Origin of the sequence: Mesorhizobium sp. M0088 (assembly GCF_040322895.1) — a bacterium.
Lineage (GTDB): Bacteria > Pseudomonadota > Alphaproteobacteria > Rhizobiales > Rhizobiaceae > Mesorhizobium.
In genome coordinates, this window is the sequence record NZ_JAMYUI010000007.1 from 100,129 (window position 1) to 113,372 (window position 13,244).

The 13,244-nt window shown below is 62.4% G+C and carries 10 protein-coding genes and 1 pseudogene; 9 read left to right on the forward strand and 2 right to left on the reverse strand.

Annotated features, from left to right (window positions below; translation table 11 throughout):
* Nucleotides 1-216: 216 nt before the first annotated feature.
* Complete coding sequence (locus tag NKJ67_RS10545) at nt 217-594, reverse strand: COG4315 family predicted lipoprotein (protein WP_352581287.1); 378 nt, start codon at nt 592-594, stop codon at nt 217-219.
* Between the two features lie 186 nt (nt 595-780).
* Here NKJ67_RS10545 and NKJ67_RS10550 point away from each other — a divergent pair, with 186 nt between their 5' ends.
* From NKJ67_RS10550 to NKJ67_RS10580, 7 genes and pseudogenes are all read left to right on the forward strand, one after another.
* Nucleotides 781-1,527: a cytochrome c biogenesis CcdA family protein gene (locus tag NKJ67_RS10550; RefSeq protein WP_127379876.1), complete on the forward strand. Its 747-nt coding sequence runs from the start codon at nt 781-783 to the stop codon at nt 1,525-1,527.
* 79 nt (nt 1,528-1,606) lie between these two features.
* Nucleotides 1,607-2,044 (forward strand): DUF6841 family protein, encoded by a 438-nt coding sequence (locus NKJ67_RS10555; RefSeq protein WP_128364238.1) that lies wholly within the window; start codon nt 1,607-1,609, stop codon nt 2,042-2,044.
* 149 nt (nt 2,045-2,193) lie between these two features.
* Nucleotides 2,194-3,552: a bifunctional UDP-N-acetylglucosamine diphosphorylase/glucosamine-1-phosphate N-acetyltransferase GlmU gene (gene glmU, locus NKJ67_RS10560; protein ID WP_352581290.1), complete on the forward strand. Its 1,359-nt coding sequence runs from the start codon at nt 2,194-2,196 to the stop codon at nt 3,550-3,552.
* 177 nt (nt 3,553-3,729) lie between these two features.
* Nucleotides 3,730-5,553: a glutamine--fructose-6-phosphate transaminase (isomerizing) gene (gene glmS, locus NKJ67_RS10565; protein WP_352581292.1), complete on the forward strand. Its 1,824-nt coding sequence runs from the start codon at nt 3,730-3,732 to the stop codon at nt 5,551-5,553.
* Between the two features lie 117 nt (nt 5,554-5,670).
* Nucleotides 5,671-5,951 (forward strand): annotated as a pseudogene (locus NKJ67_RS10570) (type II toxin-antitoxin system RelE/ParE family toxin).
* Between the two features lie 37 nt (nt 5,952-5,988).
* Entirely contained in the window at nt 5,989-6,288 is a 300-nt protein-coding gene (locus tag NKJ67_RS10575; protein WP_352581293.1) for a HigA family addiction module antitoxin, read from the forward strand.
* An 81-nt stretch (nt 6,289-6,369) separates the two neighbouring features.
* Entirely contained in the window at nt 6,370-7,125 is a 756-nt protein-coding gene (locus NKJ67_RS10580; protein WP_027036784.1) for a DUF502 domain-containing protein, read from the forward strand.
* On the opposite strand, the gene recG is transcribed toward NKJ67_RS10580, so the two are convergent.
* Nucleotides 7,077-9,185, reverse strand: a complete 2,109-nt coding sequence (recG, locus tag NKJ67_RS10585) for an ATP-dependent DNA helicase RecG (protein WP_352581294.1) — start codon at nt 9,183-9,185, stop codon at nt 7,077-7,079. The two genes, NKJ67_RS10580 and recG, sit on opposite strands and share 49 nt — an antisense overlap.
* Before the next feature lie 92 nt (nt 9,186-9,277).
* On the opposite strand from recG, the gene NKJ67_RS10590 reads away from it, so the two are divergent.
* Nucleotides 9,278-9,565 carry a succinate dehydrogenase assembly factor 2 gene (locus NKJ67_RS10590; RefSeq protein ID WP_127810537.1) on the forward strand — a complete coding sequence of 96 codons (288 nt, stop codon included), beginning with the start codon at nt 9,278-9,280 and terminating at the stop codon, nt 9,563-9,565.
* Between the two features lie 87 nt (nt 9,566-9,652).
* Nucleotides 9,653-13,150: a transcription-repair coupling factor gene (mfd, locus tag NKJ67_RS10595; protein WP_352581295.1), complete on the forward strand. Its 3,498-nt coding sequence runs from the start codon at nt 9,653-9,655 to the stop codon at nt 13,148-13,150.
* Nucleotides 13,151-13,244: the final 94 nt, after the last annotated feature.

Genomic DNA, 13,244 nt, shown 5'->3' on the forward strand with positions numbered 1-13,244 from the left:
CTTAGAGTGTATGGAGAAAATCACAGAATTTCGGGAAAGGGAGATGGTGGTCCTGAGTCAGCGGAAACAACCCGATTCATTTTTCCGCCGAGTCGCTGAAATGCTGCCCGAACAGGAACGGGCGACATTAAAACAGGCTGGTCGATGCTGGCCGCCGGCTGCATGGAGATGCCCGGCGACCAGCCCTTGTCCCGCCAGCAGGCGGGATTGGTGTGCTTAGTCGGCCTTGACGATATGCCAGACCTCGCCGACGCCGTCGCCGGTCACATCGCCTGGCTTCTTGTCCTTGATGAAGGTGTAGACCGGCTTGCCGTCATAGGCCCACATCTTGGTGCCGTCGGTGCGGTCGACGACGCTCCATTCGTCGTCCGCCTTGACGCCGGCTTCGGCCTTCAGCGGCGGCCAGTTCGTGGCGCATTTGTCGTAGCAATTGGTCTTGCCCTTCTCATCCTTGTCATAGGTATAAAGCGTCATGCCGTTGGCATCGGTGTAGATCTTGGTGCCATTGACCTCGGCTTCCTTCCACGCGTCGGCGGCGAAGGATGCGGCGGTGCTGAGCAGAAGCGCTGCCAGTCCTGCGGTTATGGTTTTCATGGAAATCTCCCTGACTGGTATCTGGAAACGCGCGGGAAATCGCGGCCTCCCTGTGTCAACGCCCAGGGGCTGCCGTTTCTTCCCTCTCAGTTCTTCCGGGCAAGCATGATCTTGCCAACACAATGGTGATTGGTGGACAAGGCTGCGCGTCGTTATATCGGCGGCACGGCATTGGAGTTCCTGGAAATGGCATTGGACATCGGCTATGTCAGCGCGGTCGGGGCGGGAGCGATCTCGTTCCTGTCGCCTTGCGTGCTGCCGCTGGTGCCGCCCTATCTCTGCTATATGGCTGGCGTCTCGGTCGATGATTTCCGTGGCAATGCGGGTGCGACAGCGCGTGAAGGCGCACGCGGCGCGCTGCTTTATTCCTCGATTGCCTTCGTGCTCGGCTTCTCGACCGTCTTTGTCGCGCTTGGCGCGGGCGCTTCGACCATCGGCCGGCTGCTGCGTATCTGGCAGGAGCCGCTGGCGATGGGCGCCGGCGTGCTGATCATCCTCATGGGCCTGAATTTCCTCGGCATCCTGCGCATTCCGCTTTTGTCGCGCGAGGCGCGGTTCCAGTCGCAGGGCAAGCCGGCAAGCGCGGTCGCGGCCTATGTCATGGGGCTGGCCTTCGCTTTCGGCTGGACGCCCTGTATCGGCCCGGTGCTGGGACCGATCCTGACGCTGGCGGGCGGCCGCGAAACGGTGGGCGAGGGCGCGCTGCTGCTCGCCGCCTATTCGCTCGGGCTGGGTATCCCGTTCCTGATCGCAGCGCTGTTTTCCGGCGCCTTCATGCGCTTCCTCGGCAAATTCCGCGTTCATCTCGGCCGGGTCGAAAAAGCAATAGGCGCGCTGCTGGTGGTCGCCGGCGTGTTTTTCCTCACCGGTGGCGTGCAGACCGTGTCTTACTGGTTGCTGGAAAATTTCCCGGTGCTGGGGCGGCTGGGGTAGGTCGCGTCGGCGGAACGATGCACGGCAGCCCGCATTTGCAGTACCGTTGATCAACACTTTTTCGAGCCGGGAGGCGAGAATGGTAGCCAAGGCGGATGTGCGAAAATTCTTCAAGGTCTATGAGAAAATCTACAATGACGCGATCGCCGACACCGTCGATCTCAACGACGTCGCGGACATGTATTCGGCCGGTTTTGTCTCGGTGACGCCGGCAGCGGTCATGGTTGGCGAGAATGGCGAGCAGTTGAAGGCCATCATGACAAAGGGTTTTGAGGCCTATCGTGCCCTCGGCAGCAAGAGGATGACCTGCAAGGAGGTCTCTGTGACACCTGTCGACCAGGACCATTGCGTGGCTGAGGTAAACTGGGCCGGTGACTATGAACGCAAGGATGGGAGTCCCGTGACCATCGACTTTGCGGTCAACTATCTCGTCGAAAAGCGTGACGGCAAGCTGAAGGTGTTTGGCTGGATATCAGGTGACGAGCAGGCGGAATTCAGGAAACACGGCCTGTTGTAGGTGTGCTGACTGCCGAATTCCGTTTTAAGACCCGCTGATTAAGAGTCAGCTGCTCCGCCATCTCACCGAAATTTAACCGCATTGGTGAAGCAAGGCGCCACTGCTAGCATGCTTTGATTCCCAACCCTTTTCATATGGTTGTCCCTTCCATGAGCCAGAGATCCTGCCTGTCCGTCATTCTCGCCGCCGGCGAAGGCACGCGCATGAAGAGCGTGCTGCCGAAGGTGCTGCACCAGATTGCCGGCCTGCCGATGGTCGCCCATGTGGTGAGGGCGGCCGAAGCTGCCGGCGCGGGCAGCCAGGCGCTGGTGATCGGTCATGGCGCGGAAGAGATGCGCAAGGCGGCGGCGAAATTCGCGCCGAAGGCCGAGACTTTCGTGCAGGAAAAGCGCCTTGGCACCGCGCACGCCGTGCTGGCCGCACGCGATGCGATATCTAAGGGTTATGACGATATCCTGGTGATGTTTGGCGACACGCCGCTGATCGACGCCGATGCGCTGACCGTGGCGCGGCTGAAGCTGGCCGAGGGCGCCGCCGTCGTCGTGATCGGCTTCCGCCCGCCCAGCCCGACCGGATATGGCAGGCTGATCGAAAAGGACGGCAAGCTGATCGCCATCCGCGAAGAGAAGGACTGCTCCGAGGAGGAGAGGAAAATAGCCTTCTGCAATGCCGGCATGATGGCGGTGGCCGGTGATCACGCGCTGAAACTGCTCGATCAGGTAGGCAACAACAACGCCAAAGGCGAGTATTATCTCACCGACATTGTCGAGATCGCCAGCGCGCGAGGCCTCGATGTCGTCGCCACCGAAGCCAGCTTCGAAAGCGCGCTCGGCATCAACAACCGCGCCGAACTGGCGCAGGCCGAGGGCATATGGCAGGCGCGCCGGCGGCATGAAGCGATGCTGTCGGGCGTGACGCTGATCGCGCCGGAGACGGTGTATTTCTCGCACGACACCGAGATCGGCACTGACACGATCGTCGAGCCCAATGTCTGGTTCGGTCCGGGCGTGAAGATTGCGACGGGCGCCAAGATACATGCGTTCAGCCACATCGAAGGCGCCACCATTGCGTCCAATTGCGATGTCGGGCCATACGCGCGGCTGCGGCCGGGTGCTGATCTCCGGGACAAGGCCAAGGTTGGCAATTTCTGCGAGGTCAAGCAGGCGGTTATCGAAGAGGGCGCCAAGGTCAACCATTTGACCTATATCGGCGATGCCCGCGTCGGCGCAGGCGCCAATATCGGCGCCGGCACCATCACCTGCAATTATGACGGCTATTCGAAATTCTTCACGGACATCGGCGAGGGCGCGTTCATTGGCTCCAATTCGTCGCTGGTGGCGCCTGTCACCATCGGCAAGGGCGGCTACATTGCCTCGGGCAGCGTGATCACGGAAAGCGTGCCCGACGATGCGCTGGCCTTCGGCCGTGCTCGCCAAAAGACGATCCCGGGCAAGGGCAAGGAATTGCGCGAACGCTTTGCTTCGGCCGCGGCTGCGAAGAAAAAGTAAGACCAGCCCGCAAAAAACCGAACGATTGCAGTAACCGGATTGCAAGAGCGGTCTGTCATGGTGCATCGACAAGAATGAGCGTTCCGTTACACGGGACGAAATGCAATGTGACTTTCGCGGCAGGCCGGCCATCCCTAAATAGCGCTGGTTTTCCACGGGGAATCGGGGGCTGTCTGCATGTGCGGTATCGTTGGAATCGTCGGCCACTCGCAGGTTGCGCCGCTCATTGTCGATGCGCTGAAGCGGTTGGAATATCGCGGCTATGACTCGGCCGGCGTCGCCACCATCGAGCACGGCCAGCTTGCTCGCCGCCGCGCCGAAGGCAAGCTGATCAACCTCGAGCGCCGGCTCAAGGACGAGCCGCTCGACGGTACGATCGGCATCGGTCACACGCGCTGGGCGACACACGGCGTGCCCAACGAGACCAATGCGCATCCGCATTTTTCCGACGGTGTCGCCATCGTCCATAACGGCATCATCGAGAATTTCGCCGAATTGCGCGAAGAACTGATCCGCGACGGCTATTCTTTCTCCTCGCAGACCGACACCGAGGTCGTCGCCCATCTGGTGGCGCGCGAACTCGCCAAAGGGCTGAAGCCGGTCGAGGCTGCGCACCAGGCGCTGAAGCGGCTGGAAGGCGCTTTCGCGCTGGCCATCATGTTCAAGGGCGACGAGGACCTGATCGTCGGCGCGCGCAACGGTCCGCCTTTGGCTGTCGGCCATGGCGATGGCGAGATGTTCTTGGGCTCCGACGCCATCGCGCTCGCACCGTTCACCAATTCGATCACCTATCTCGAAGATGGCGACTGGGCGGTGGTGCGCCGCGACGGCGTCACCATCTTCGACATCGACGGCACAAAGGTCGACCGCAAGCGCCAGCAGTCGCTGTCGACGAGCTTCATGGTCGATAAGGGCAATCGCCGCCATTTCATGGAGAAGGAGATCCATGAGCAGCCCGAAGTGATCTCGCATACCTTGGCGAATTATCTGGATTTTGTCGGCGGCGTCTCCAAGCCGCTCGACCTGCCTTTCGATTTCGCCAAAATCGACCGGCTGGCGATTTCGGCCTGCGGTACCGCCTATCTTGCCGGCCTTATCGGCAAATACTGGTTCGAGCGCTACGCGCGCCTGCCCGTCGACATCGATGTCGCCTCCGAATTCCGTTACCGCGAAATGCCATTGTCGAAGAACGACGCGGCGTTCTTCATTTCGCAGTCCGGTGAGACTGCCGACACGCTGGCCTCGCTGCGTTATTGCCGCAAGGCCGGCATGAAGATCGGCGCGATCGTCAATGTGCGCGAATCGACCATGGCGCGCGAATCCGATGTCGTGCTGCCGACGCTCGCCGGGCCGGAGATCGGCGTTGCCTCGACCAAGGCGTTCACCTGCCAGCTGTCCGTGCTGGCATCGCTTGCCGTGCGGGCCGGCGTGGCGCGCGGGACAATCTCGAAAGAACAAGAGAAGACCCTGGTGCGCGCGCTATCGGAAGCGCCGCGCTATGCCAATCAGGTGCTCAAGCTTGAAGAGCAGATCGAACGGATCGCGCGTGAACTCTCACGCTACAAGGACGTGCTCTATCTCGGCCGCGACACCAACTTTCCGCTGGCCATGGAAGGCGCGCTGAAACTCAAGGAAATCTCCTATATCCACGCCGAGGGCTATGCGGCCGGCGAGCTGAAGCATGGACCGATCGCGCTGATCGATGAGAACATGCCGGTCATCGTCATTGCGCCGCACGACCACATTTTCGAAAAGACCGTTTCGAACATGCAGGAAGTCGCGGCGCGCGGCGGCAAGATCATCCTGATCACCGACAGCAAGGGTGCGGCGCTGACGAGCGTCAAGACGATGGAGACGATCATCCTGCCGGACGTGCCGGAAATCATCTCGCCGATCATCTACGCGCTGCCGATCCAGATGCTGGCCTATTTTACCGCCGTCTTCATGGGCACCGACGTCGACCAGCCGCGCAATCTGGCGAAATCGGTGACGGTGGAGTAGCCGTCGGCAAATCTCCATTTGCCACCGATCAACCCGGTGGCAATTCTGTATCGTCCGATGATACTTTTCCTTGCGTGCCTCTCTGTATCAGTGTATGATACGTTGAGAGGGCGCGTATTGATCGTTTCGTTCAAAGGCAAGGCGGTCGAAGCGGTTGCCGAAGGGAAGGCGCCAAAAGGCTTTCCGCCGGATTTGGTTGCCCGTGGCGAACGTCGCCTTCGAGCAATTGCCAACGCTGCCCAACTGAATGACCTTCGATCGCCGCCCGGAAATCATCTTGAAGCCCTGAAAGGAGCCGAGCCGGACAGCATTCAATTCGCATCAACGACCAGTGGCGCATCTGCTTCAAATGGACCGCTGCTGGCGCTGAAGACGTGGAGATCGTCGATTACCATTGAGCGGGCACTTGCCCTGAACCCTTGAGGACCCTGAACTATGCTCAAGTTCGCACGTCCAGTTCATCCTGGAGAATTCCTGCGTGAAGAATATCTCGTCCCGCTCGGCATGAGTGCAGGCGCGCTGGCGAAAAAACTCAACCTTCCACGCACCCGTATCGAACGCATTGCCAAGGAAGAGATCGGCCTGACTCCCGATACGGCTCTTCGCCTCGCCAGATTTTTCAACACCACGCCCGAATTCTGGATGAATTTTCAACAGGCCTATGAGCTTGAAACCGAAGCCAGAAAGCTGGCGCCGGAGCTCGAGAAGATTGAGCCGCTGAAAGTAGCGGCATAATCGGCTCTTTAAAAACTTCGCAGTTCCAAACTGGACGGCGGTTCACTAATGTTGCGCTGCAACCCGCGCCTCCGGTGAATCATGTCCGACGCTCCCAAGACTTCCGGCGTGACCCGGCTGAGGAACTACTTCCTCACGGGCTTCATCGTCTGCGCGCCGCTGGCGATCACCGCCTACATCGCCTGGTCATTCATCGGTTGGGTCGATTCCTGGGTGAAACCCTATATTCCGGCCCGCTACAGCCCTGACACCTATTTGTCGTTTCCTGTGCCGGGATTCGGGCTGATCGTGGCGCTCATCCTGATCACGCTGATCGGCTTCCTGACGGCCAACATCGTCGGCCGCGCCATCGTCAATTTCGGCGAGCGCCTGCTCGGCCGCATGCCGTTGGTGCGCGGCATCTATGGCTCGCTGAAACAGATTTTCGAGACCGTGCTGTCCAACAAGGGCGACATGTTCCGCCAGGTCGGACTGGTCGAATATCCGCGCAAGGGTGTGTGGTCGCTGGTGTTCGTCGCCAGCGAGAAGGAAACCGAGATCAACCAGAAGCTCGACCAGGAAGGCGATCCGCTGATTGCCGTGTTCATGCCGTGCACGCCAAACCCGACCACCGGATTCCTGATGTATGTGCCGAAGTCGGACATCGTGCTGCTCGACATGACGATTGAGGACGGCGCCAAGCTGATTGTGTCGGCCGGGCTGGTGGCGCCCGAGGTCAAGCAAATGGTTGTCGTGAATGGCGAGCCGATCGAAGGGATGCTCGCCAACCCGTCGGTTGCCGCCCTGGCTCAGCCGGCGCGCAGGAGCCGCACGGCCTCGTCGCGACCGAACAAATAAAGCAGCAGGCGCAACGCCTCGCCACGCTGCGATTGCAGCTCCGGGTCGCGCGACAGGATCAGCCTGGCATCGTCGCGGGCGGCCTCCAGAAGGTCGGCATGCGCCTCGATGCGCGCCACCTGGAAACCCGGCGTGCCGGACTGGCGGGTGCCCAGCAATTCGCCTTCGCCGCGCAGCTTCAGGTCTTCCTCGGCGATCAGGAACCCGTCCTCGGTCTCGCGCATTACCGACAGCCGGCGTTTTGCGGTCTCGCCGAGCGGGTCCTTGTAGAGCAGCACGCAGGAGGAGGGCTTGTCGCCACGCCCGACCCGGCCGCGCAGTTGGTGCAGCTGGGCCAGGCCAAAGCGCTCGGCGTGCTCGATGACCATGACGGTGGCGTCCGGCACGTCGACGCCGACCTCGATGACGGTGGTGGCGATCAGGATGCGTGTCTCGCCCTGCTTGAAGGCACGCATCGCCTCGTCCTTCTCGGCACCCTTCATGCGGCCGTGAACGAGCCCGATACGGTCGCCGAACAATGGTTTCAGCGAGGCGAAGCGGTCCTCGGCCGACATCAGCTTGATTTCTTCGGATTCCTCGACCAGCGGACAGATCCAGTAGATCTTCTGGCCGCCGGCGACGGCGTCCACCATGCGGTCGACCAGTTCGTCGAGCCGCTCGAGCGGCAGTGTAACGGTACGGATCGGCTGGCGGCCGGCCGGTTTTTCCGTCAGTTTCGACACGTCCATGTCGCCGAAAGCGGTCAGCACCAGCGTGCGGGGGATGGGAGTGGCCGTCATCACCAGCATGTCGGGCGCATCGCCCTTGGCGGTGATGGCAAGCCGCTGATGGACGCCGAAACGGTGCTGCTCGTCGATCACGGCGAAAACCAGGTCGTGGAACATGACCGTCTCCTGGAACAGCGCATGGGTGCCGACCACGATGTCGATCTCGCCGCTTGCCAGGCCGGCCAGCGTATCCGCGCGTTCGCGGCCCTTTTCGCGGCCGGTGAGGATGGCAATGCGCAGCCCGACCTTGGCGGCAAGCGGCGTGATGGTCGCCAGATGCTGGCGCGCCAGGATTTCGGTCGGTGCCATCAAAGCTGCTTGGCCGCCGGCCTCGACGGCGCGTGCCATGGCCAACAGCGCGACGACCGTCTTGCCGGAGCCGACATCGCCCTGCAGAAGCCGCAGCATGCGCTCGGGATCAGCGAGGTCGGCATTGATTTCGGCCAGCGCGAACTCCTGGCTCGATGTCAGCGAATAGGGCAGTGCAGCCCTCAGTTTTTCGACGATGCGGCCGTCGCCGACCAGGGGACGCCCGGACAGCCTGCGGACTTTTGCCCGCACCAGCGCCAGCGAGACCTGGCCCGCCAGCAGCTCGTCATAGGCCAGGCGCCGCCAGGCAGCGCCATCGATGGAGACATCGATCGGGTCGGCCGGATTGTGGATGCGGGCAAGCGCGTCGGCAAAGGAGGGAGACGTGTGGCGGCGCATGAAGGCGCCGTCCTGCCATTCGGGAAATTCAGGCACACGCGCCAGCGCCTGGCCGATCGCCCGGCGCAGCACCTTGCCCGAGAGCCCGGCTGTCAGGGGATAGACCGGTTCGACCAGCGGCAGGTTTTCCGCCTCGCTGGCCAGCGCAATATGGTCGGGGTGGACCATGCTCGGGCGGCCATTGAACCATTCCATGCGGCCCGAGACCACGACATGCTCGCCCTCGGGCATCGCCTTTTCGAGATAGGAAGCGTGAGCATGGAAGAAGGTCAGCGCGATCTCGCCGGTGTCGTCATGGGCGAAGACGCGGTAAGGCACCGATCTGTTGCCGCGCGGCGGCGGCTGGTGGCGGTCGATGCGCACCTCCAGCGTCACGATTTGGCCTTCCGCGGATCCTGCGATGCCCGGGCGGCTGCGCCGGTCGATGACGGTGTGCGGCAGCACGAACAGAAGGTCGCCCGCGCGGGCGGGGCGGTCACCCAGATCGGCCGGGACAACCTTCTCGATCAGCGCGCCGACTTTCGGTCCGACGCCTGCAAGCGACGTGATCGGGACAAACAAGGGATCGAGGATGGTCGGGCGCATGATGTCAGCTTATGTTGCGATGGCGGCAGCGCAAGGCTGACAGCCCCTTCTATCCACGCTATATGCGCCGCAGCAAGCAAGGATGCGGCACGATGACCGGAACGACGAGATCAAGCGAGGGGCTGGACGTGCACCGCCGCAAGCTTCTGTTTCGCTCCTGGCATCGCGGCATGCGCGAGATGGACCTGATCCTCGGCACTTTCGCCGACGCTGAGATCGGCGCCTTGACGGCCGAGGAAATCGACCAATATGAGAGGCTCCTCGACATTCCCGATACCGAATTCCTGCCCATGGTCACCGGCGAACGCCCGGTTCCGGCCGATATCGATTGTGCCGTCCTGCAAAAGATCCTGGCTTTCCGCCACTCCATGACATTTTGAACAACGACATCCTGAACACAAGCAATTCCAGGAAAAGTGCGAAGCGGTTTTCCGTTCGGAGTTGCGATAGAACAAGACCGTGATTTCATGAGCCTCATTCCCACCATCGGTTTGCCGAAAGGCCGCGCCGGCCAGTTCATCGTCGACGGCGTCGCCGATGGCTATGAAGCCTTTGCGCTGGTGCAGGCGGCACTTGAGATCGCGCCCGACAAGCCGGTTCTGTTCGTCGCGCGCGACGGTCAGCGCCTGCCGGCGATCGTTGAGGCGCTGTCTTTTTCTGCCCCCTGCCTGCCGGTGCTGCAACTACCGGCGTGGGATTGTCTGCCCTACGACCGCGTCTCGCCCGGTTCGGATGCTGCCGCCAAGCGCCTCGATGCGCTGACCGCCATGATCGCTCTGGCGAAGAAGCCGCACCGCGCCGTCATCCTCACCACCGCCAATGCGCTGCTGCAACGCATTCCGCCGGCGGATCTCGTCGAGGCACAGACCTTTCATGCCAGACCCGGCAACCAGATCGACATGAATGTACTGGTGTCGCGGCTGGAAACGTCCGGTTTCGAGCGCGTGCCGACAGTGCGCGGCATCGGTGAGTTCGCAGTGCGCGGCGGCATTCTCGACCTGTTCGCGCCTGGCTGGACCGAAGCGCTCAGGCTCGACTTCTTCGGCGACACGCTGGAATCGATCCGTGTGTTCGACGCCGCCACGCAGCGCACCACCGGCCAGCGCAAGTCGATGGCGCTGCAGGCGATGAGCGAAGTGGCGCTGACGCCCGAAACCATCAGCCGTTTCCGCCGCTCCTATATCGAAGCTTTTGGCGCTCCACAGCGCGATGACGGGCTCTATGCAGCAGTCAGCGAAGGCAGGCGGTTTGCCGGAATGGAACACTGGCTGCCGTTTTTCTATGAGCGGCTGGAGACGGTGTTCGACTATCTGCCTGACACGCCTGTCATCTTCGACCATCTGGCGCATGAGGCGTTGGCCGAACGCCACACGCTGATCCTCGACCATTACGAGGCGCGCAAGAAGCAGGCGGACGGTGCCTTGAAGGACGCCGTGCCCTACAAGCCGGTCGCACCGGACCTGCTCTATCTCTCCCCGGAAAACCTGATTGCCTCGCTCGGGCCGCGTGAAGCGATCGACTTCACGCCATTCGACGCGCCCGAAGTTGGCGCCAAGAAGGTCTATCACGCCGGCTCACGCCACGGCCGCAGCTTCGTCGAGGAGCGCGCCGATCCGAACGCCAATGTGTTCGATGTCGTCGTCAAACACATCGCCGATGAGCGCGCGGCGCGCCGCCGCGTCGTCATCGCCGGCTGGACCGAAGGCTCGCTCGACCGGCTTGGCCAGATCCTAGCCGAACACCATCTCGGCAACCTCAAGCAGGTGGCGACGCTGGCGGAAGCCGAAAAGCTCGAACCCGGTCAGGCGGCCCTGGCCGTGCTGCCGCTCGAATCCGGCTTCGAGACCGAAAAACTGGTCGTCGTCGCCGAACAGGACATTTTGGGCGACCGGCTGATCCGGCGATCGAAACGCAAGAAGCGTCCCTCGGACTTCATTGCCGAGGCCTCGGCGCTGTCGGCCGGCGACATTGTCGTCCATGCCGATCATGGCATTGGCCGTTTCATCGGCCTGCGTACCATCGAAGCGGTCGGCGCACCGCATGACTGCCTTGAAATCCACTATGCCGGTGACGACCGGCTGTTCCTGCCGGTGGAAAACATCGAGCTTCTGTCGCGCTACGGTTCTGACACGGCCGAGGCGACGCTGGACAAGCTTGGCGGCGGCGCCTGGCAGTCGCGCAAGGCGCGGTTGAAAAAGCGCCTGCTCGACATGGCCGGGCAGCTGATCCGCATCGCCGCCGAGCGGCAGATGCGCTCCGCACCGCCACTGGTGCCGGCAGAAGGCCTCTATGGCGAGTTCGCGGCCCGCTTCCCCTATGAGGAGACCGACGACCAGCAGACGGCCATCGATTCGGTGCGCGACGATCTTGCCGCCGGCAAGCCGATGGACCGGCTGATTTGCGGCGATGTCGGCTTCGGCAAGACCGAAGTGGCGCTGCGTGCCGCCTTCATCGCGGCGATGGAAGGCTTTCAGGTGGCGGTCGTGGTGCCGACGACATTGTTGTCGCGCCAGCATTTCAAGACCTTTTCGCAGCGTTTCTCCGGCCTGCCGATCCGTGTCGGCCAGGCGTCGCGGCTGGTCGGCGCCAAGGAACTGGCCGAGACCAAGAAAGGCATCGCCGAGGGCCAGGTCGACATCGTCATCGGCACGCACGCGCTGCTTGGTTCCGCGATCTCGTTCAAGAACCTTGGCCTGCTGATCATCGACGAGGAGCAGCACTTTGGCGTCAAGCACAAGGAGCGGCTGAAGGATTTGAAGACCGACGTGCACGTGCTGACGCTCTCGGCGACACCGATCCCGCGCACGCTGCAACTGGCGTTGACCGGGGTGCGCGAGCTGTCGCTGATCGCCACGCCGCCGGTCGACCGAATGGCGGTGCGCACCTTCATCTCGCCGTTCGATCCCCTGGTCATCCGCGAGACGCTGCTGCGCGAGCGATATCGCGGCGGCCATTCCTTCTATGTGGTGCCGCGCATCAGCGATCTCTCGGAAATCCATGATTTCCTGAAGGAATCCGTGCCGGAGTTGAAGGTGGCGGTGGCACATGGCCAGATGCCGCCGGGCGAACTCGACGATATCATGAATGCCTTCTATGACGGCCAGTACGACGTGCTGTTATCGACGACCATCGTCGAATCCGGTCTCGACATCCCGACCGCCAACACGCTGATCATCCATCGCGCCGACATGTTCGGCCTGTCGCAGCTTTACCAGTTACGCGGTCGCGTCGGCCGCTCGAAGGTGCGCGCCTATGCGCTGTTCACGCTGCCGGCCAACCGCAAGCTGACCGACACCGCCGAGCGCCGGCTGAAGGTGCTGCAATCGCTGGATACGCTGGGCGCCGGCTTCCAGCTCGCCAGCCACGACCTCGATATCAGGGGCGCCGGCAATCTTCTCGGCGAAGAGCAGTCCGGCCACATCAAGGAGGTCGGCTTCGAACTCTACCAGCAGATGCTGGAGGAAGCCGTTGCCGAGGTGAAGGATTCCGGCGAGGTCCAGGATGGCGGCTGGTCGCCGCAGATTGCCGTCGGCACGGCGGTGATGATCCCGGAAAGCTATGTTCCGGATTTGCAGCTCCGGCTGGCGCTCTACCGCAGGCTTGGCGATCTCGAAAACACCGAGGAAATCGACGCTTTCGGCGCCGAGCTGATCGACCGCTTCGGCCCGCTGCCGGACGAGGTCAAGCATCTGCTCAAGATCGTCTTCATCAAGGCGCTCTGCCGCAAGGCCAATGTCGAGAAGCTCGACGCCGGGCCGAAGGGCGTCGTCATCCATTTCCGCAAGCGCGAATTCTCCAACCCGGTCGGGCTCGTCCGGTTCATCGGCGAGCAGGGCTCGCTGGCCAAGATCCGGCCGGACCACAGCGTCGTCTTCGTGCGCGATTGGCCAACCCCCGAGAAGCGATTGGCGGGCTCGGCGGTCGTCATGACCCAGTTGGCGCGGCTGGTGGAGAAGGCGGCGTAGCCGGCCCAGGCCATTCGCCAGCGCTTGAATTCCGGTCTAGAATAGGAAATCGGCTTCGTGTATGGAGCCGCCATCCCATATAGGGGCGGGAAAT